Origin of the sequence: Anaerobutyricum soehngenii (genome assembly GCF_009697165.1) — a bacterium.
In the GTDB taxonomy this organism is placed as follows: Bacteria; Bacillota; Clostridia; order Lachnospirales; family Lachnospiraceae; genus Anaerobutyricum; species Anaerobutyricum soehngenii.
Map to the genome: position 1 here is coordinate 34,385 of NZ_VULP01000016.1, position 22,132 is coordinate 56,516.

Sequence of the window (22,132 nt, forward strand, 5' to 3'; positions counted from 1 at the left end):
TAGTACACCTCCATAAAAAATAAACATTAGTCCGGCAATTCAAGTACACCTTGTGCCCAAACACCCATGAAAAACATAGAAAAAATGGACAGTCACAAGACCATCCACAAAATATCTCATAATCCCTGTCAAAACAGTTCATTATATATACGATATTAACCCGAGTCACCATACGTGCTAAGGTGAGAGTGGATACTCTGCTTTTCTGTTACTCAATAACCTTAATTACTATAGCATTACCCAGACAACATGTCAAGTCTTTTTTGTCACTTTTTTAAATTCTATTCATCTATCAAGACATTTATGTCTTTTACAAATCCAGAACCAGCTCTTTTTCTTCTTTCTGGTACTGCCTGTAAGTAATTCCTACCATATCAAACATTCTTTTCGCTGCAATCGTAGAATCTGTATCCGCATACTTATCAGAATAGTAGATTACTTCTGTAATTCCCGCCTGGATAATCGCCTTAGTACACTCATTACATGGAAATAAAGTAGTATAAATACGCGCTCCTCTTAAAGAACCGCCACTATAATTAAGTATAGAATTCAGTTCCGCATGGCACACATATAAATACTTTGTATCAAGCGGAGTTCCCTTCCGTTCCCATGGCATTCTGTCATCACTGCATCCTGTCGGCATTCCATTATACCCCATAGAGAGAATCTTATTATGCGGATCAACAATGCAGGAGCCAACCTGCGTATTATTATCCTTACTTCTCTGCGCAGAAAGAAGGGCTACACCCATAAAATAGGCATCCCACGATAAGTAGTCTTGTCTTTTCATCGCTTACTCTCCTGTCCTCGATATTTTCTTTAATCATAACACATAAAGATTTATAAAACAATCCTGATCTGTAGATTTCAGGTAGATTTCAGATAGACGAAAAAAGAAATCATCCCCTATCCCATCTTCTCTGTAGTCGCTGTATTTAAGATGCTCATCCGCATCTTAAATACGCTCCCAAGCCGCATCTGGGATAGGGGATGATTTCTTTTTTCTGATTACTGTAAATCCACAGTTGGTGAGAATGGGGAATCTCCAGAAGGTTATAGATTATCGGGGAATTAAATTTTAAAGGATTGACATTCAAATTGTTGTATATACTTGGAATTTAGTTATATCAGATGCGTGCTAACTTCACTTCTATATAGCATCCCACAACAAGAAATTTTTCTCTTTTGGAGATTTTATCTGAATAAAAATCGTAGATTTCTGAACAAACCCGTTTATTTTTTAACTGATTTGCTGAATAAGAGCAGACAGGCACTATAAATAGATCTTTTTTGCTAAATTGTAAGGAAAACATCCCCCATTCTTGCAAACTATGGATTTACAGTAGACAGAAAAAAGAAAAACTGGCATATCCCAGATACGGCTTCGGAGCGTGATTAAGATGCGGTTTAGCATTTTAATCACAGCGACTACAGAGCAGATGGGATATGCCAGCTTTTCTTTTTTCGTCTATACGAAATCTACAGTTCAGAATTAGTCGCCTAATGCAAACTTGTCATGTACTGCATTTAACGCTCTTTCTGTATATTTCTCGTCAATGAGAACTGTAACACGAATCTCAGAAGTACTGATCATCTTAATGTTAACTCCTGCATCATATAATGCTTCAAACATAGAAGCTGCAACACCTGGATGTGTCATCATTCCGGCACCTACGATAGAAATCTTTGCAACATCTTTTTCTTCGTCAATCTTGTTATACTCGCTCTTTGGAAAGCTCTTCTGGATGATCGCTACTGCCTCATCTGCTTCATCTTCTGCTACAGTAAAGGAAATATCCTTTGTTCCGTTACGTCCTACAGACTGTAAGATAATATCAACGTTAATGTTGTATTTTGCAAGGGCATTAAAGAGATGGAATGCGATTCCCGGTTCATCCTTTAATCCAATTACTGCAATTCTTGTGGCATTCTTATCGGCTGCAACACCGCTTACAAGCATCTTTTCCATGTTTACTTCCTCCCTGACGATTGTTCCTTCGTTATTATTTAAACTTGATCTAACTACTAACTGTACTCCATATTTCTTTGCCATCTCTACGGAACGATTGTGAAGTACTCCCGCTCCAAGAGAAGCCAAATCAAGCATCTCATCATAAGTAATCTCATCAAGCTTTCTTGCTTTCTTCACGTAACGTGGATCTGCTGTATAAACACCATCTACGTCTGTGTAGATTTCGCAGGCATCTGCATTAAGAGCCGCTGCCAGTGCTACTGCTGTTGTATCAGAACCACCTCTTCCAAGTGTTGTTACGTTATCAAACTTATCAATTCCCTGGAATCCGGTAACAAGAACGATCTTTCTCTGTTCTAATTCATTACGGATACGATCTGTATCAATTCTCTTTAACTGTGCATTACCATAACGGTGTGTTGTATGCATCGCTACCTGAAATGCATTCAATGAAATCGCCGGCACGCCTAAAGAACCCATTGCCATTGCCATGAGGGATACAGAAACCTGTTCTCCTGTTGTAACAAGCATGTCCAGCTCTCTTTTTGATGGTGTCGGATTGATATCTTTTGCCATATTGATCAGTTCATCTGTTGATTTACCCATAGCGGATAAAACAACAACAACATCATTACCCTTTTGATAATCTTCGATACATCTCTTGGCAACATTTAAAATTCTTTCTTTGTTTCCTACAGATGTTCCTCCGAATTTTTTAACGATTAACATTCTGTTCCTCCCTAAGTCTTTCAATATTCTCATCTATTATTTTAATTTAAAGTCAGTGTATTCCAGATGTAATACAGGAAAACCAACTATTAAAATTACTCTTTGATTGTATGCAGACTATTCTACATATTTTTTATAATCAGTCAAGACGAATACGGTTAATAATATTTCCTGCTTTTTCTGCTGCCGCATTAAAGGCACTTTCTTTCATAAGCCCTGTGATAAATGCTTTTTCATCAATTCCATCCACTGAAATCATCTCTACTGTTCCAAATATATTCTGTATTGTTTCTTCGGCAGTGTCTGCTGGCATTCTTACAAAATATTTTCTCTCAAAGTTTCCAAGATCGCTTAATGTAAGTTTTTCCGGTTCCCAAAGAATTTTAATATTCTTTCCAATATGTTTCGCACAATCTATAACATCCGCTGCCACTGCACTGGCTGTAGGAAGCTTTCCAGCTCCTTTACCATAAAACATTGTCTCATCTACCATATTTCCACGTACAAAAATTGCGTTAAATACATCTTTTACTCCTGCAAGTGGATGTTCATTATCTAAAAGCATCGGACATACCATAGCATAAAACTTGTCATCTGTTCTCCAGCTGCTTCCAAGAAGTTTGATACTCTTTTTCATCTTTGCAGCATAACAAAAATCTTCTGCAGTAATTTTTGTAATACCTTCTGTATAAATATCTTCAAAATCAACCTGCTGTCCAAATGCGAGAGAAGATAATATCGCAACCTTACGACAGGCATCATAACCTTCTACATCTGCTTCCGGATGAAGTTCTGCATATCCTTTTTCCTGTGCTTCCTTTAAAGCTTCCTCAAAGGAAAGTCCTTCTTCTCCCATTCTTGTAAGCATATAATTTGTTGTACCATTCAAAATACCACTGACTTCTTCAATCACATCTGCTGTGAGGCAGCGCAGTAACGGACGGACAATCGGGATACCGCCGCCAACGCTTGCTTCAAATAAAAAGTTTATGTTCTTTTCTCGAGCGATCGCAATGAGTTCTGCCCCATGTTTTGCAACCAGTTCTTTATTCGAAGTTGCAACACTTTTTCCATTAAGCAATGCTTTTTTTACAAAAGTATAAGCCGGCTCCACGCCGCCCATACACTCTACAACAACCTGAATATCGCTATCTTTATCGATAATATCGTAATCATGAACAACTTTATCCGCATTCGGATCTCCCGGAAAATCTCTCAAATCCAAAATATATTTTACGGCAATGTCCTCTCCTACTCTCTTTGCAATGACTGCGGCATTGGTCTGCAGTACTTCTACTACACCTGAACCAATCGTGCCATGTCCTAACACCGCTACATTTATCATCTTTATCCTCCTTATTCTTCTGAAACAATCTTCAGATTATTAATTCCATCTGCATTTTCAATTCTATCAAAAAGTTCTGCCACATCATCTGTAATTGGTAAAATCATTACACTTAACGTTATAAGAGCAATATGATTAACCGGTATACTCTGATGTATTGACAAAATATTTGCCTTACAATCTGCTACAATCTTTAATATGCTGGAAAGCAGACCCGGCCGGTCTTCCATTTCCATTACAAAGGTAATCGTTTTCCCCTGTATCTTCTCATGAATAGGAAAGATATCATCTTTATATTTGTAATAAGAACTCCGACTGATACCGACAGCATCTATCGCTTCTTTAATTGTCCTTGCTTTCCCCCTGTTTAGCAAAGCATTCGCTTCTGCCACTTTTAATAATATTTCGGGCAAAGCTTTCTTTTTTACCATATAAAATTTAGAACTGTTCTCCATATTCTTATCTCCTGCCTGTAACAGTCAGGATTCCCTTCTCGTATTTGTTCGTCTATGAAATACAAATGTTTTCACCTCAAAGATATTATCATACTATTTTCATCCTTGCAACTGCTTTTTTTTAAAATAATCTTAAAAAAACAACTTCTGTTACATTCTTTTTCAAAAATAATATCGTTTTTGCATTATTTTCTTCATTTATTCACCGCAAAAAAGAACAGGTATCCCGACCATTCCATCGATGATACCTGCTCTTTTATTATATTACTCTTTTTTGTTAAAAACAGATATTATAAACTACTCTACAACTACACCGCGAAACACATAAGCAATCAATTCACAAAATTCCCAATATTCTGGAAACTTCTCCATATCTTTTAACGAATCACATAACCCCCTGTAATACCAGGCCTGCTGCGCTTTGTCTTTCATATTAAAACGCTGCCATAGCTTATCACCAACTATTTGATAATCTCGTTTTAAGGAACGTGCATTTGAAAGCTTATCTGCCAAAGCAACCAGCTTCACATCAGAAACTTTCTCTTCTTTTAATCTTCTTACTGTATTAGCCTTTCGCTCGTTCCAGGTCCCCCCCTTTTCCTCACTCTCGGCTCTTACAATCTCTGCCACCCTTTCTCCAAATTCCTGACAGAGTACAGAAAACGTTACTTCTTTACAATCTTCCAATGTGTCATGAAGAATTGCTGCTGCAATCACTTCCTTGTCCTGTGTCATTCGTGAGACAATAACCCCCACCTCTAACGGATGCACAATATACGGAAGCTTTGTTCCTTTTCGAAATTGACCTTCATGCGCCTTCGTAGCAAATGTAATCGCTTTATCAACCATAGTTTATTTAATATTCTCCTTTTCAGCCGCTGCTTCTTTTAATACTTTTTCCTGAGCATCTGCCGGCATCTGCTCATATCTGCTAAATTCATAGGAGAATTCTCCACTTCCACCTGTCATGGAACGTAAATCTGTAGAATATCCAATCAGGCTTGCCAAAGGAATATCTGCTACTAATTCCTGTCTTCCGCCTTCTAATGGATTCATTCCAAGAATACGACCGCGGCGCTTATTCAGGTCACCCATAACATCACCGGTATTCTTATCAAGAACATCTACTTTAAGATTTACAATCGGTTCAAGAAGAACTGGTTTTGCATCCATCACACCATTCTTAAATGCTGTGATCGCTGCCATCTTGAATGCCATCTCGGATGAGTCAACCGGATGATAAGAACCATCTGTCAAGGTTGCTTTAATTCCAACAACCGGATATCCAGCTAAAGGTCCCTTCAGACAGCTTTCTGCAATACCCTTCTCTACTGCCGGGAAGTAGTTCTTTGGAACAGCTCCACCGAAAATCTTCTCATCAAATACATATGGTGTTTCTAAATCGCCAGATGGTTCAAATTCCATAAGAACATCACCATACTGACCATGTCCACCAGACTGTTTCTTATACTTACCACGAACTTCTACTTTACCTCGGATCGTCTCTTTAAATGCTACCTTTGGCTTTACAAGTTCGATTTCTACTTTATATCGATCGGCAAGCTTACTCTTTACAATTTCAAGATGCTGATCTCCTAAACCATATAATAACATCTGACGGTTCGCTTTGTCATTAACTTCTTTTAACGTAAGATCTTCATCCATCAGCTTCTTAAGAGCAGCAGAAACTTTATCTTCATCACCTTTTGTCTTTGTGACATAACGGACAAATGTATATGGTTCTGGCATCTCCGCTTTCTCAAAGATGATAGGGTTAGCCTTCGGTGATAAAGTATCCCCTGTCTTTGTAACAGAAAGTTTTGCGATTGCTCCGATATCACCTGCATAAAGAGCATTCACTTCAATCTGTTCCTTACCTCTTAAAACATAGAGCTTGCCGATACGCTCTTCTGCATCTCTGTTTGCATTATATACAGCACTATCTGCCTTTAAAATACCATCTGTAACCTTTACTAAAGAAAAACGGCCTACAAATGGATCTGCGATTGTCTTAAATACATAAGCACTTACCGGCTGGCTTACATCGTAAGCTGCACTCACCGGTTCATCCGTCTTTACTTTAATTCCAACAAACTGATCTGTAACGGTACCTGGTGCGGAGAAATACTTCACCATATCATGAAGAAGAATATTAGCACCATAATCTGTATTGATTGCTCCACAGATAACAGGCATAAGATCTCTCTTTGCAATAGAAGAAACAATCGCTGTCTTAATCTCTTCTTCTGTAAATGGCTCTTCTGCAAAGAACTTCTCCATAAGTTCTTCGCTTGTCTCAGCAACACCTTCCATCAACTGCTGGCGATACTCATCAAGCTCTTCATTCACACCTTCTTCTACTTCTTTTTCGTAGTAAGTTCCATTCGGCTGTAAACGACACTCTAACATCTTCGCTGCATTGATAAATCCTTTAAATTCTGTTCCTTCCTTCATTGGCATATGGAACGGTACAATCTTGTTACCATAACTTTCTCGAAGTTCATCAATAATCGCAGAAGCATCTACATGTTCATCTTCTACGCATGTAATATATACGATAACCGGAATACCTCTCTTCGCACAAAATTCAAAACTCTTTCTTGTTCCAACTTCTACTCCGGACTTACCATTAATAACGATGATCGCACCATCTGCTACACTTAATGCTTCGTACACTTCACCTGAAAAATCAAAGAAACCTGGTGTATCTAAAAGATTCACCTTAACTCCATCTACCTCCAGAGGAATAACTGAGGACTGAATAGAAAACTTTCTTTTAACCTCTTCTTTATCGTAATCACTTACTGTACCGCCTTCTGTTACTGTACGAACCCTCTTAATAATCCCCGTTGTAAAAGCCATAGATTCAATTAAAGAAGTCTTGCCACAGCCACCATGTCCAAGTAATACGACATTTCTAATACTTTCGGTTGCATATACGTTCATAATCAGTTCCTCCCATGTTGTTTAATCATATTTGCGAGATTTTCAGCTTTATTTTTGTAAAATTAATGAATAATTATTCTTGCATCAAGAATCTCACATGACTATTTTACTAAAAAACTCATCATTTTACAAGAGCATTTTTGGCATTTTGACACATTTTTTTGAATTCATTTAAATTCATAGAAAATCTTACTACTATATTCCTCTCTCCAACACATCTTATCCTCCTCTTCTAGAATAAAACATAGAAAAATCAACCTGTTTTCTAAATAGTTCAAACAATTTTCCCTTCTTTTCCCGATTTTGCTTTAACGCTGAAAAGTGTTGACACGTTTCCTTTTTCCATGTACAATAAATACCGTTGAGAGCATCGTATTATTTACTATTCTACGGTATCAGATGTTCAAAAATGCCCCGGCATTCTTGAACATTCGTGATGCTCTAAAACTTACATTAACTTACATCACTTGGAGGCTTCAATTATGAACGCAAATCATATGACAATCGGCTTTATCGGCCTTGGACTAATCGGTGGCTCTATCGCCAAAACAATACGAAGAATACATCCAGATAGCATTATTTATGGATTCGATACAAATACCGACTCTCTTAAAGCAGCTAAAGAAGATGGTACTTTAAATCAATACTTTGAAACACTTGATTCAACATTTTCTTCCTGTGACATTATCTTTCTCTGTGCACCGGTTTCAAATAATATTGAATATTTAAAAGAATTAAAAGATATTGTTTCCGAAAACTGTCTGCTTACCGATGTCGGAAGTGTAAAGGAACCAATTCAGACTGCCATCAAAGAACTTGATATGGAAACAAACTTTATTGGTGGCCATCCGATGGTTGGCTCTGAAAAATCCGGATATGCTTATGCCAATGATCATCTTCTTGAAAATGCATACTATTTTCTGACACCAAGTGAGCGTACACTGTTTCAACTTACAACAAAGTTTTCTTCCTTTATTCAGGGATTAGGCGCATTAGCCGTTTCTTTAAAACCGGAAGAACACGATTTTATCACAGCCGCAATCAGCCATGTACCGCATATTGTTGCCGCAGAACTCGTACATCTTGTCCGGCGTGCAGACCGGAACAATGGTATGTTAAAGCAGCTTGCTGCCGGAGGTTTTAAGGATATCACACGAATTGCTTCTTCTTCCCCGGTTATGTGGGAACAGATTTGTGAAAATAATTCTTCCAATATAAGAACTTTACTTACCTCTATGATTCATGATCTTCAGGAAGTTATTGATCAGCTTGACAATAAGAATGGCGCATATGTCAATGAATATTTTAAAGAAGCCGGTGAATATCGAAATTCTGTACCCGACCATTCCATTGGTTTGTTTGATAAAGTACATAAACTTTATGTACATATTCCAGACCAGCCAGGTACGATCGCTACGGTTGCTTCTCTGCTTGCTTTCAACAGCATCAGCCTAAAAAATATCGGTATCATATACAATCGAGAATTTGAAGAAGGTGTTTTAGAAATTGTTCTTTACGATGAGGAATCCTGCCAAAAAGGAGCGCAGGTGTTAGAAGAAAGAAATTATATTGTACATATTCGCTGATTTATATTACATATTTTTATTACAAAACATGTACATGACTATTTTTCAAGTCGAGTCGCTGTCACTCACCACCTGAAATAGGTGGGAGCCTTCTCGACTGAGATAAATTTACATAAAGTGAGGATTTATTTATGAAAAAAATAACAAGAATTACCGGCCTTAAAGGAACTCTTCGTGTTCCCGGAGATAAATCCATCAGCCACAGAGCCATTATGTTTGGCTCACTTGCAGAAGGAACAACTACCATCCATGGATTTTTAAAAGGAGCTGATTGTCTTTCTACTATTGACTGTTTTCGCAAAATGGGAATTTCTATTGAAGAAAAAGAAGACACGATTTATGTTCATGGAAAGGGGCTTCATGGTCTTCACAAACCGGAAGAAACTTTAGATGTCGGAAATAGCGGCACAACAACCCGTCTTATTTCCGGAATCCTTGCCGGTCAGAACTTTGATACTGTTTTAAGCGGCGATGCTTCTTTAAATTCCCGCCCTATGGGACGGATCATGAAACCTCTTTCTATGATGGGCGCTGATATTACAAGTATTCACGATACTGGCTGTGCACCACTTTCCATCAAAGGCCGTTCTCTAAACGCCATTCACTATGATTCACCTGTTGCTTCTGCTCAGGTAAAATCCTGTGTACTGCTTGCTGGACTGTATGCTAATGGAAAAACAAGCGTGACTGAGCCGGCACTTTCCAGAGATCACACAGAACGTATGCTTCGTTCTTTTGGAGCCAATATCGTATCAGATAAAAACACTTGCACCATTACTCCACCTGAAACTTTGCATGGACAGCATATCGAAGTTCCCGGCGATATTTCTTCTGCCGCTTTCTTTATTGTAGCCGCCCTGATTACGCCAAATTCTGAAATCACAATAAATAATGTCGGTATCAATGACACGCGTGCTGGAATTTTGAAAGTATGCCAGGATATGGGCGCTGATATCACATTATTAAATGCCAGAGAAGAGGGCGGGGAACCAGTTGCTGATCTTCTTGTAAAAACAAGCAGCCTTCGAGGAACAATTGTAGAAGGAGATATTATCCCTGCTCTTATCGACGAACTTCCTGTCATTGCCCTTATGGCATGTTTTGCAAAGGGGCAGACCATTATCAAAGATGCACACGAACTTCGTGTAAAAGAATCTGACCGTATCGCTATTATGACGGAAAACTTAGGTGCTATGGGTGCTGATATCATAGATACAGAAGATGGCTTTATTATCAATAGCCGCAGTAATAATACAATCCCTGTACTTTACGGCACAAACATTAATTGTTCTATGGATCACCGTATCGCAATGACGTTTGCCGTTGCAGGACTTAACGCAGACGGAGAAACTATCATCACTGATTCCGATTGTGTCGATGTGTCCTATCCGGGATTTTTCACACAATTAGAACAGCTTTTTTCACAAAATTAATCACAGAAAGATTTTGAGAATACGTTATAAAATATGGAGAAATTTATGAAAAAAATTAAACAACTATTATTTATCACTTTCACTCTTACTATCATTACAGGATTATTTTGTTTCTGTGGAAACACTGCTTATGCCAAAAATGCAAAAAAAGCTTCTCGAAAAAAAATAACTTACCAGCATAAGGTAATCGCTTATCAAGACTCTCCTGCAATTTATGATTTCATTCCAACAGGAAGTGCTGCCGGAAATCGCCGGGCTTTAAATCATTTAATCAGCAACGATAAACCTAAAATAATTAATATCAACAATGATATTTCCATCGATACCTATTTACGCCCGGGCAACAACACAACAATCAATGCCGGAAACCATACGATCACATCCGGAAGCGGCGTAATTATAAACGACCCAACTGCAGCATCCTATAATAATTTTAAAAACCTTACCATTAACGGAGGTGTATGGAAAAATTCATCTTCCTCTGGATTAAAAGGAACAATGATGCGAATTTCCTATGCTTCTGATATTTCTATCAATGATGCTACCGTCTATTGCAATTACACCGGACATGGTATTGAATTGATCGCATGCAACGGTGTTTCTATTAATGGATGTAAATTAATCCCACAGGGTAAATGTCCAAAAAAATGTGTAGAAGAACAGCTCCAGATTGACCTTGCCACACCAAAAACAGCTCCCGGTCTTTACCGTTTAAGCCCAAAACTCTGTAACGGCACCCCAAGCAAAAATATCAGCGTAACGAACTGTACTGTTAGCGGAGCAAGGGGCATCTGCGCAAGTTTTCCAGGTAGTGAATCAAAATATCGAAAAGCTGGAAACTATCACTCTAATATCACAATAGAGAATTGCAATATTACTGGAAAGTCTGCAGAAGCACTCGCACTTTTTAATACAAAAAGCGCCACAGTAAAAAATTGCCGCGTAACAACAAAAACACCTTTAAAACGTAATTCCTACTCCGTAGGACTCGCTGTTGCTTATCAGAAAGGTTCTTCTCCAAAAACAAGCATTAAAAATAAAGTTGTCATTGAAAACAATATCGTAAAAGGCGGCAGACAGGGAATCTTTATATTCTCCCATACATCAAAAAAATTCGGAAAAGTAATCGTTAAGAAAAATAGAGCCTATGCCAGAAGCGGTAAAAGAAATGCTATCCGCGTGATTTCTGCAAAGAAAAAGCAGGTTTCAAAAAACAAAACAAAAAAATGGTAACAACTCCTGATTTGTAGATTTCGTGTAGACGAAAAAAGAAAAACCAGCCTATCCCATCTGCTCTGTAGTCGCTGTATTTAAGATGCTCGTCCGCATCTTAAACACGCTCCCAAGCCACATCTGGGATAGGCTGATTTTTCTTTTTTCTGATTACTCTAAATCTACAGTTGATGAGAATGGGGATTCTCCAAAAGGTTATAACTTTCCGAGAAATCAAATTCAAAAGGATTGACATTCAAATTGTAAGAAATGTACAGTAAAGAAAAGAGAATTTTTATAAGCTTGATTTTACTCCGTCGTGCTAAACGCTCTATTTTCCCTCAAAACACAAGGGGATTCTCCAAAAATCTACACTTTCTATTCAAATGGAAACCTCCAGAAGAAATGCGTCAACCCTTTAGACTTTAACTCCCCAAGAATCCATAACCTTCTGGAGATTCCCCACCCTTACAAACTGTGGATTTAGATAGCCAGAAAAAAGAAATACTGCCATATCCCAGATGCGGCTTCGGAGCGTGTTTAAGATGCAGTTGAGCATCTTAAACGCAGCGACTACAGAGCAGATGGGATATGGCAGTATTTCTTTTTTCGTCTGTACGAAATCTACAGATTCATATTTTAGTGGTGGAATAAGCGAATTCCTGTGAATGACATTTCGATTCCGTATTTATCACATGTTTCGATTACATTGTCATCGCGGATAGATCCTCCTGGCTGTGCAATGTATTTTACACCACTCTTATGTGCACGTTCGATATTATCACCAAACGGGAAGAAAGCATCAGAGCCTAATGCTACATCTGTAAGTTTATCAAGCCATGCTCTCTTTTCTTCTCTTGTAAATACTTCCGGTTTTACTTTGAAAGTATTTTCCCATACACCGTCTGCGAGTACATCCATGTATTCATCTCCCATGTAGATGTCGATCGCATTGTCTCTATCTGCACGACGAATCTCATCTTTGAACTGAAGTCCCATTACCTGAGGGGACTGTCTAAGCCACCAGTTATCTGCTTTCTGTCCTGCAAGACGTGTACAGTGGATTCTGGACTGCTGACCTGCTCCAATACCAATCGCCTGTCCATCTTTTACATAACATACAGAGTTAGACTGTGTATATTTTAAAGTAATCATGGAAATAGCCAAATCTCTCTTCGCTTCTTCTGTCAGTTCTTTATTCTCTGTAACGATATTATCAAAGAACTTATCATCGATATTTAATTCATTTCTTCCCTGCTCGAAAGTGATTCCAAATACCTGTTTTTTCTCGATCGGTGCCGGAATGTAGGCTGGATCGATCTGAATTACATTGTAGTTCCCTCTTTTTTTAGATTTTAAAATCTCAAGTGCTTCTGGTTCATATCCTGGAGCGATCACACCGTCAGATACTTCTCTTTTGATCATGTTGGCTGTAGAAACATCACATACATCGGATAATGCGATAAAATCACCGTAGGAAGACATACGGTCCGCTCCTCTGGCTCTTGCATAAGCACAGGCAAGAGGAGATAATTCTCCAAGGTCATCTACCCAGTAGATTTTAGCCAGTGTATCGCTAAGAGGAAGACCTACTGCTGCTCCGGCTGGAGATACATGTTTAAAAGAAGTTGCAGCAGGAAGCCCCGTTGCTTTTTTTAATTCGCTTACAAGCTGCCAGCCATTAAAAGCATCTAAAAAGTTAATATAACCTGGTTTTCCGTTCAGTACCTGAATAGGGAGTTCCCCCTCTTCCATATAAATCCGGGATGGTTTCTGATTTGGGTTACATCCATATTTTAACTCTAATTCTTTCATTCTTATTTTACCTCTTTTAGTTTATGTTCTGACTTTGTGATTTCGGTTATTCTTATTGCATATTTAGAGCGTGTTTGAAATATCAAAAAGTAACCTGCACGCCTCCATTTGCATATTTTAAAATTTTTCTATATTTTAGTCCAGAATTGCAAATGCGTATCTGTATAATTTTAATCTGCAACTTTGCAATATGTTTTTAAATAATTACTTTTTATTCGCACTAATTACTTGTCTTCAATAATTACTTGTCTTCAATAATTACTTATTTTTATTAATAATTTTAGATTCATATTTTCCTGTTGCAATGTCAATATAACGTACAAATAAAGAAACTTTATTCTCTTCATTCAAACTGTTCCAGAGAGTATCTGCAAATGCATCCATATCATCTGGAATTGCCATCCACTTTGGCTCTCCTTCAAAGCTTGGTAAAGGATTACCATCATGCATATAAGTGGAAATGAAATGACCCTCTCCTGCCGGAACATCACTATATGCAAATGTGTAGCGATTACAGCTTTCCGGATTACCGTTATTGCTCTTTAAAATAGACATTGCATAATTGAATTTGCCCTTTTCCAAATGAAGAACTGCTGAAATTCTAGGAGTATAGTTTGGTCCGTCCGGCTCAAATTCTCTGGAACGTAAAGACTGCTCGAATGTAAGCTGTTTATCCATTCCTTCATAAATGGTGTCTGTCTGATCCCCGTTTGTCACGATTGTTTTATTACCAAGCACTCTCACTGGCGCATAGATAATAAGGCTTGGATCTTCTAACTTTGACGGATCAAATGCCTGTGTACGAATACCTTCCCCGTCTTCCACAAAAATACGGTTACGGCTGTTCGAACTTCTTCCCATAATAAAATAAGCAATTGCTGCCTTTTTTCCGTCTTCGGAACGTCCGACAATAATTCCTCTTCCCGGATAAGAATTCTCTTTCAGTTCTTTTTCGATTGAAATCATTTTCATGAATCAAGCTCCTCCTTTGAATCTAAAACATTTTTAATAAAATCTATTTATAAAATATAATACAATAAGATACTGACAAACGCAACTGTCAGACCTTTCGAATTATAAGAAAGATATTAAAAAAGATTTAGATATTTTCCCTACTTGTGCCTGATATGTGGTAGAATAAAGTACGTCTTTTTTACAAAAGCTAAGACGTATCACATAAATGTGTGTCTACTACGCACAGAAAGGACCTATTATGAAGAAAAATTTTTTATTACTTTTCACCACCTTTTTACTTTTTGCACTTACTGCTACAGGCTGTAGCAATAAGGTTTCGGGGAACCTCGGTAAAGATGGCATCAAACTGGTTGGAACGTGGAATGGAGTTGGGAATGCTTTAGGAAGAGACGATAGTTATAACTGTGATTATCTGAGCTTTTCCATAGATAAAGAGGGACAGTTTACGCTGAAAGATATCACACAGAATAAAACCTGCCTAAGTGGAGGTCTTTCTGCTGATTCATCAAAGTTTTCTTTAAATACCGGAAGTGAAACTGCTGTAGGATTGCCTTCCGGATGGGATGATCTTGGTTCAGGCAGTACGCTTTCTTATACGATGCCTTCTGAAAATATCCTTGTATTAACCTATGATAATGTCAGCTATCTTTTTAAAAAATATAAGGAAGGGACACAGTCTGATTCTGCAAATACTACGGGACCACTCTTAAATCTTACAGAAAATGACGTATGGTACAGCAAAGAAGACTTTACAACCGATACAAACCGATACAAATTAAGTTTATATGATAATTACATGGAACTTCATTCTCTTGATGAGAAAGCTGCTACTGAAAATGAACCTGCTTTTGTTACTAATTTTTTCTATCTTTCAAGCAGGGATAATGAATTTACTTTTTATACGTACAAAGATGATTCTATGAATCTTCCTGCTGTTTTTAAAGATTTACCGAATGGTTTTTCAAAATGCACCATGAAAATTCATGCAGAAAACAACTCTCTTACTCTGTCTTATAAAGGACAGAACCTTCTTTTTACAAATAAATAAAACAAAGAAGGAATAGAACTAACAAAGAATCTTTTTATTCACATTTAATAACCTGTGTACGCCTGGAATTTTTCTGTACTATTTTTAAGATTTTTAAGAAAAACAAGAAGGATACATCACAAACCATGGAGTAACATTTATGATTGAAGTAGAAATTAAACTTCCTCTGTTCCGAAGATCTGTAACGGAACGGACGTTAACAGAGTTTGGATTTAAACCCGGCAATCTGGTGAAAGAATCGGATTTTTATTTTACCAGCGATTTTCATGATTTTATGAAAACAGACGAAGCACTTCGCATACGAACATGCGATAACTTTAACACAAGAGAAACAGCTTCTTTCCTCACCTATAAAGGGGCGAAGCTTGATACTGTTTCCACAACAAGAAAAGAATTGGAAACCCGCATAGACGATGCAGAAACTACAAGGGAGATTCTTATCTCCCTTGGTTACAAAAGACTCTATCCGGTTACGAAGCTCCGTCAGTATTACCATAAAGGAATGATGACTGCCTGCGTAGACCAGGTAGAGGGGCTTGGTTCTTTTTTGGAACTGGAAATTCTCGTAAACACTCTGGAAGAAAAAGAAAATGCCCTGCAAAGCATCGAGGCACTTCTCTTAGATATGGGCAGCAGCCTGAGAGAAACTACGCGGAAATCTTATCTGGCGATGCTTCTTTCAAAGGGTTCTCCCGATTAACAATATAAATTCCTATACATACAAGAACTAATGAGGTCAGGCCAGCTAATGAAAATGCCTGGCCTTTTTCTTTTAATAAAAGAGCTGATAGCATTACACCAAACACCGGATTCATAAAGCCAAATACTGCAATTCTTGAGGGCGGATTATATTTCAAAAGTAAAGACCAGATTGTATAAGCTACCGCTGAAATACAAGCCATATACAGCAACAGGAACAATGGTTCGATTCCCTCAAAACGAAGTTTTCCACCCATTATTTTTCCCATAACGATAAGCACTGTACCACCCATCATAAACTGCCAGCCGCTAAGGAGAACCGGGTTTGCTTTTGTAGAAAACTTTTTAATAAATGCAGAAGAACACGCAGCGGACACTGTGGAAACAAGTATGAAAAATTCTCCATTCCAGTGAAAGCTCATATCTAATCCTCCGCCACCAAGATTAACAAGAATCACTCCGGCAAAACCAATAACACAGCCAATAATTTTCGGTCCGGTCAGCTTTTCCTGATGAAATATAAGGCTGGCAATTAAAATAACCAGAAAGGAATTCGCTCCGTTAATAATTGAAGACTTTACTCCTGTTGCATGAGCCAGTCCCATATAAAAGAATACATATTGTAATATTGTCTGAAAAACTGCCAGTATCATTGCCATGGGAATTTCCATCTTTTTTAATTTATACTTTCCGGAAGTCCCAAGCAAAAGCACAAGAAAACCGGCAAGAAAAAATCGGCATCCTGCAAACAAAAGCTGTGATGAAGCATCTGCTGATGCAATATGAAACATCTTGTATCCTATTTTTATACAGGGAAATGCACTTCCCCAAAGCAGACAGCATATCATAGCTAAAAACCATACAACGCCTGTCTTTTGCATCCATTGTTCTTTCAAATTACTTTCCTCCTGTTTTATCACATATTTTACAAAATTATCGCAATCCTTTAACATTTGATTTTGCTGTTCTATTCTATACTAGCTATCCATCGTCTGTCAAATTCATTTCTCCTAAGAAACTTTGTTCTGTATTCTTGCATTTAAAAATAAGATACTATACAATGATGTCAGGGTCAAAAGGTCAAAACTCCGTTCGTGCCTGTACGATAGGGGGTGTTTGACTTTGAAACCCGCGGAACATGATAAAGGAGGTGATTAACTTATGAAGTTAATCCACACTGCCGACTGGCATCTTGGAAAAAATATCGAAGGTTACACCCGCTTAGAGGAACAACGGCAGTTTTTAAAAGACTTTATAAAAATATGTGAAGATGAACAAGCAGATATGATTATTATTGCCGGAGATATTTATGATAATTATAATCCGTCTGCCATAGCGGAACAGCTTTTTTATGATACATTAAAACAACTTTCAAGAAATGGCAGCTGTATGACGGTTGTGATTTCCGGAAATCATGATAATCCTGACCGCCTGACTGCCTCTGGACCACTCGCACGAGATCATGGCATTGTTATGGCCGGCACCCCAAATTCCATAATCACTCCCGGGATATATGGCCAACACGAAATTACAGAAAGTGCCCCGGGATATTTTCACGCAATTATAAATAATGAAGAAGTTGATATGCTTCTTGTTCCTTTTCCAAGTGAAAAAAGATTGAATGAAGTATATCTTAATGAAACAGACGATGAAACACAGAAAGCCTCTTCATATGGAGAAAAAATGTCTGCACTCTTCTCTTCTCTTAAAGAACATTTTCATAAAGATTCCATACATCTTATCGCAAGCCATCTCTTTGTAATGGACAGCATTGAAGATGGTTCCGAACGAAGTATACAGCTTGGCGGAAGCTATATGGTCGGAGGAGATATCTTTCCTGAGACAGCAGACTATATCGCTCTTGGACACGTCCATAAACCACAGAAGGTTCCCGGCTGTCCAAATGCAAGATACAGCGGCTCTCCACTTCCTTTTAATATTAAGGAAACTTCTTTTCATAAACAGGTTATCTCCGTAGAACTTCGTGCCGGTTCTCCCTGCGTTATTCATGAACTGCCGCTTCCTGTATATAAACCAATCGAAATATGGCATTGTGAAAACATTGAAGAAGCGATTGAAAAATGCGAAGAAAATAAAGAGCGGGACTGCTGGGTATACCTTGAGATTAAGACCGACCACTATATTCACGAAGAAGATATCAAAAAAATGAAGACATTAAAAACAGACATTCTATCGATTACTCCTGTTTTACCAGAGAATGCCTCTGATGACTTTTCCGCCTCTGATATTAGAGAACAGCCATTTGATGAACTTGTTAAAAATTTTTACCGGAAAAGATTTCAGGTTGATATCGGAGAAGAGACACTCGCTCTTTTGATGCAGATTATGGAGGAGAACTAAATGAGACCACTTCAATTAAAACTGACTGGTATTAATAGTTACCGAGAAGAACAGATCATTGATTTTGAAACACTGACTTCGCAGGGACTTTTCGGAATTTTTGGTCCTACCGGAAGCGGAAAGTCCAGCATTTTAGATGCGATGACTCTTGCCTTATATGCGAAACTCCCCCGCGATACTAAAAACTTTATCAATACCAACGAAAAAAAGGCTAACGTTTCCTTTCTTTTTTCCATCACAACAGACAAGACACGCAAATACTTAGCAGAACGTTCTTTTCGCTATCACACAGGAAATAGCGCTTCTACAGTAAGAAATACAACCGGACGTCTTATCTTGTATGAGGGAGATACTGAAACTGTTTTAGCTGACAAACCTACAGAAGTTACAAATGAATGTATCCGTCTTCTTGGACTTACAAGCGAAGACTTTATGAGGACGGTCGTTCTTCCGCAAGGACAGTTCAGTGAATTTCTCCGTCTGAAAAACAAAGAACGACGCATTATGCTTCAGCGTATTTTTCACCTTGAAAAATATGGAATAGAACTTACCGGTAAAATTGCCCGCGCAAGGCAAAAACAAGATTTACTTTTAAGTACTCTTTCCGGAGAAAAAAAGGGATATGAAGATATCTCTTCCCAGAAGCTTTCTTCATTGAAAAAAGAAAAAAAAGAAAATACCAAACAGTGCGCCACTCTCTCTGAACAGCTCACTGTTTTAGAAAAAAACTTTGAAGAAACAAATGAACTTTTCTCCTTACAGCAGGAACTCTCTCCCCTAGAAGAACAAAAAAAAGAAAATGAAAAGAAACTTTCTTCCATAAAACAAAAGGAAAAGCAGCTTGATACTGCAAAAAAAGCCAATCAGCTTCGTTCTTTTTCTGATCAGGTCTCACAGACAAAAAGCATTTGTGAAGAAGCAGAAAAAAGATTGCAGCATATTCAAAAAGAAGTAGATTCTCTTCACATTGCTTTTGAAGCAGCAAAAAAAGCATATGATGAAGTCCATCTATCACAAAAAGAAACTCTCCCTGCCCTTCAAAAAGAAGAGCAATTATTAGAAAACTCTCTATCCACTATCAACACAATACAATCCTGGTCTAAATCACAAAAAGATTACGAAAGACAAAACCAGGAACTTTTAAAAACATTGTCTCCTTTAAAAGAAAAGCAGCAAAGCCAATTAAAAAAAGAAGAAGACATGCGAAAACAGATTGAAAACATAGAAGCGGAACTAGATGCAGACAAAGTTACTGCTGAAAAAAAAGCTCTTTTAGAAAAGGGCAATATCATGGAAGAAAACTATCGGGAAAAGCATCAGAATTATACAACAAATTCAGAGGTTTTATCTGACTTAAAAGCAAAGATTATAACAGAAAAAGAAGCCTTTACTCTAAAAAAAAGGCAATTAGAATACAGCTATATACAACTTTCCCACCGACTTTCTTATTTAGAAAAACAACATTCTGATCTTACTGAAAAATTAACTGATTTTAGAGAGAAAGAAACTCAAAACAAGCAGCAGCAAAAATTATTGCAGCAAAATCATATGGCTCAGCTTTTACGTGAAGAATTACAAGAAGGTGTGGTCTGTCCCGTCTGCGGTATTCCTTATGAAAAACATGATCTGCCAACAGAATCCTCCCCATTTTCGTTGAAAGATCTAGAAGAAACGCAAAAAAATCTAGAAAAAAATATACAGCAATTGCAGAATAGAATCATGCAGATTGAAAAAGAATTTGCCTCTCTAAATACACAACTCCCAAATCTAAAAGAGGCTCTGGAAATCACTACCCAAAACGATCTCTCTGATATGATTTCTGCCCCTGATCTACAGAAAAAAACTCCGAATAATCCCCCTATCGTACCGGATTATTCTGCCATTTCCAGACAGCATGCTGAATATTTACAGGCAAAAGGACACCTTCAACAGCAGGAAAACCAGTATACAGAGCAGAACACACTCCTGAAAGAACAGCACGCTACCCTCCAAAACTATGTAGAAAAAATATTTTCTCTTCGAAAAGAAAATAACATCGAAAATTTTTCTATTGCTCTTAAAAACCTTCGAAATAGGGAAGAACATCATCAAAAACAAGAAAAAGCTTTAAAAGAAAAACGCCTTTCTTTAGAAATCCTCCTTTCTGAGAAAGATAGTCTTTCTTCCCAGATTATATCTTTAGAAAATGAAAGTTCATCCCTCACTGCAACCATTGATAACTGCAAAAAAGTAATTGCAGAACAAACCGAAAAAATTCCAAAACAGTTCTCTTTCGATATGGATTTTCCTCTGGCATTAAATAAGGTCAAAGAAAAACAGGAAAATATCAAAACTTGTTTTTCCAAAGCAGAAAAAGTCTACCAAAACAAACAAAAAGAACTGCAGCAAAAACGAGAAGAACTTGGCTCCTGCGAAAGCACTGCCGCTTCTTCACATACACATTTAAAGCAAATGACGCAGCTTTATCAAAACCAAAAAAATATGCTCGGTTTTAAAGAAGAGGAACAGCCTGAATGTTACTACATGGAAGAAATACAAATAAATCAACTTCACAACGAAATTGACACCTACTATACTTCTGCAAGAAAAACCGAAGAACAAATTCTTTATTTAAAAAATAAGCTTGGAAATCGTCATATTGAAGAAGAAGACTGGCGCAGACAAAAAGAAGAACGGGACTCTGCCAGAAACCAAATTAATACTCTAACTTCTTCCCTTCTCCTTTTAGACCATCAGATTCAGGAGATGACAGAAAGACTCACTGAAAAGCAAAAATTAGAAGAACAATGGGAAAAAGAAACACATAAAAAAGATATGATAAAAGAATTAGAACAGCTTTTCAAGGGAAACGCTTTCATTGAATATGTGGCCCAGGCAAAGCTTGCCTATATCGCCAGAGAAGCTTCCGTCATTCTCTCAAAGATATCTGGTGGAAACTACACTCTCGAAATTAACGAATCCGCTGAATTTATTATACGGGATAATAAGAACGGCGGTGCCATACGCCCTTCCGATACTCTTTCCGGCGGAGAAATGTTTATTACATCCCTCGCATTAGCATTAGCGCTTTCTTCCTCCATCCAGCTTAATGGAGCTGCACCACTTGAATTTTTCTTCTTAGATGAGGGATTCGGAAGTTTAGATGACGATCTGTTAGACACTGTTATGAATAGTTTAGAACAGCTTCAATCCAAAAAGAGAAGTATTGGCATCATCAGTCATGTAGAGGCCATTCAGACAAGAGTTCCCGTAAAGCTCCTTGTCACTCCATCAGATCTATCACAAAAAGGCAGCCAGATTACATTAGAATATTCCTAATCCTGATTTAATGGACTAAAGAAACGAAAACCAAAACTTTATATAAAATAAAATGTGAAGATAGTCGCGGCGTAGAAAATGCCTGACTGGCATTTTTACTTGCTCCGACATCATATTTTATTTTATATAAAGTTTCTGGTTTTCTGTTCTTTGGCCACAGAGGAAATCAGGATTTTGTGTAAAAAAATAAGGGGGTTCCCCAAAATTCTACGCTTTCTATATCAAATGGAAACACCCA

General features: G+C 37.7%; 16 protein-coding genes. 7 read left to right on the plus strand and 9 right to left on the minus strand.

The annotated features are described in order from the left end of the window. Positions 1-310 precede the first annotated feature (310 nt). The 6 genes from FYJ25_RS08660 to FYJ25_RS08685 all read right to left on the minus strand — a co-directional run bounded on the left by FYJ25_RS08660 (position 311) and on the right by FYJ25_RS08685 (position 7,447). Entirely contained in the window at positions 311-790 is a 480-nt protein-coding gene (locus FYJ25_RS08660) for a deoxycytidylate deaminase (protein ID WP_021908166.1), read from the minus strand. Between the two features lie 702 nt (positions 791-1,492). Next, positions 1,493-2,701, minus strand: coding sequence for an aspartate kinase (locus tag FYJ25_RS08665; protein ID WP_021908165.1), 1,209 nt, complete (start codon positions 2,699-2,701; stop codon positions 1,493-1,495). Between the two features lie 139 nt (positions 2,702-2,840). Continuing rightward, positions 2,841-4,046 (minus strand): homoserine dehydrogenase, encoded by a 1,206-nt coding sequence (locus FYJ25_RS08670; protein ID WP_154581063.1) that lies wholly within the window; start codon positions 4,044-4,046, stop codon positions 2,841-2,843. A gap of 11 nt (positions 4,047-4,057) precedes the next feature. After that, positions 4,058-4,501, minus strand: coding sequence for an ACT domain-containing protein (locus FYJ25_RS08675; RefSeq protein WP_154581064.1), 444 nt, complete (start codon positions 4,499-4,501; stop codon positions 4,058-4,060). Positions 4,502-4,798: 297 nt separating this feature from the next. Beyond that, positions 4,799-5,350, minus strand: a complete 552-nt coding sequence (locus FYJ25_RS08680) for an HD domain-containing protein (RefSeq protein ID WP_154581065.1) — start codon at positions 5,348-5,350, stop codon at positions 4,799-4,801. Between the two features lie 3 nt (positions 5,351-5,353). Next, positions 5,354-7,447, minus strand: coding sequence for an elongation factor G (locus FYJ25_RS08685; RefSeq protein ID WP_154581066.1), 2,094 nt, complete (start codon positions 7,445-7,447; stop codon positions 5,354-5,356). Between the two features lie 482 nt (positions 7,448-7,929). Between FYJ25_RS08685 and FYJ25_RS08690 the strand changes: the two genes are divergently transcribed. The 3 genes from FYJ25_RS08690 to FYJ25_RS08700 all read left to right on the plus strand — a co-directional run bounded on the left by FYJ25_RS08690 (position 7,930) and on the right by FYJ25_RS08700 (position 11,699). Then, positions 7,930-9,033, plus strand: coding sequence for a prephenate dehydrogenase (locus FYJ25_RS08690; protein WP_021908160.1), 1,104 nt, complete (start codon positions 7,930-7,932; stop codon positions 9,031-9,033). 131 nt (positions 9,034-9,164) lie between these two features. Further along, on the plus strand, positions 9,165-10,466 hold the full coding sequence (gene aroA / locus FYJ25_RS08695; RefSeq protein WP_154581067.1) for a 3-phosphoshikimate 1-carboxyvinyltransferase: 1,302 nt from the start codon (positions 9,165-9,167) through the stop codon (positions 10,464-10,466). A gap of 45 nt (positions 10,467-10,511) precedes the next feature. Next, positions 10,512-11,699, plus strand: coding sequence for a right-handed parallel beta-helix repeat-containing protein (locus FYJ25_RS08700; RefSeq protein WP_167513798.1), 1,188 nt, complete (start codon positions 10,512-10,514; stop codon positions 11,697-11,699). Between the two features lie 618 nt (positions 11,700-12,317). On the opposite strand, the gene FYJ25_RS08705 is transcribed toward FYJ25_RS08700, so the two are convergent. Then, positions 12,318-13,493, minus strand: a complete 1,176-nt coding sequence (locus FYJ25_RS08705; RefSeq protein WP_021908157.1) for a phosphoribosylaminoimidazolecarboxamide formyltransferase — start codon at positions 13,491-13,493, stop codon at positions 12,318-12,320. Positions 13,494-13,751: 258 nt separating this feature from the next. Then, positions 13,752-14,465 carry an IMP cyclohydrolase gene (locus FYJ25_RS08710; protein ID WP_021908156.1) on the minus strand — a complete coding sequence of 238 codons (714 nt, stop codon included), beginning with the start codon at positions 14,463-14,465 and terminating at the stop codon, positions 13,752-13,754. 241 nt (positions 14,466-14,706) lie between these two features. Here FYJ25_RS08710 and FYJ25_RS08715 point away from each other — a divergent pair, with 241 nt between their 5' ends. Both FYJ25_RS08715 and cyaB read left to right on the plus strand, forming a co-directional pair. Further along, positions 14,707-15,516, plus strand: a complete 810-nt coding sequence (locus tag FYJ25_RS08715) for a hypothetical protein (protein ID WP_096239560.1) — start codon at positions 14,707-14,709, stop codon at positions 15,514-15,516. Positions 15,517-15,655: 139 nt separating this feature from the next. Next, entirely contained in the window at positions 15,656-16,216 is a 561-nt protein-coding gene (cyaB, locus tag FYJ25_RS08720; RefSeq protein WP_096239559.1) for a class IV adenylate cyclase, read from the plus strand. Here cyaB and FYJ25_RS08725 read toward each other — a convergent pair. Continuing rightward, a complete protein-coding gene (locus FYJ25_RS08725) occupies positions 16,164-17,111 on the minus strand; it encodes a DMT family transporter (protein ID WP_330578320.1) in 948 nt (315 codons plus the stop codon). The two genes, cyaB and FYJ25_RS08725, sit on opposite strands and share 53 nt — an antisense overlap. A gap of 265 nt (positions 17,112-17,376) precedes the next feature. Here FYJ25_RS08725 and FYJ25_RS08730 point away from each other — a divergent pair, with 265 nt between their 5' ends. Both FYJ25_RS08730 and FYJ25_RS08735 read left to right on the plus strand, forming a co-directional pair. Then, entirely contained in the window at positions 17,377-18,576 is a 1,200-nt protein-coding gene (locus tag FYJ25_RS08730) for a metallophosphoesterase family protein (protein WP_154581069.1), read from the plus strand. Continuing rightward, the gene (locus FYJ25_RS08735; protein WP_154581070.1) at positions 18,577-21,894 is read left to right on the plus strand and encodes an AAA family ATPase; all 3,318 of its coding nucleotides are present in this window, start codon (positions 18,577-18,579) and stop codon (positions 21,892-21,894) included. The last annotated feature ends 238 nt before the right edge of the window (positions 21,895-22,132 follow it).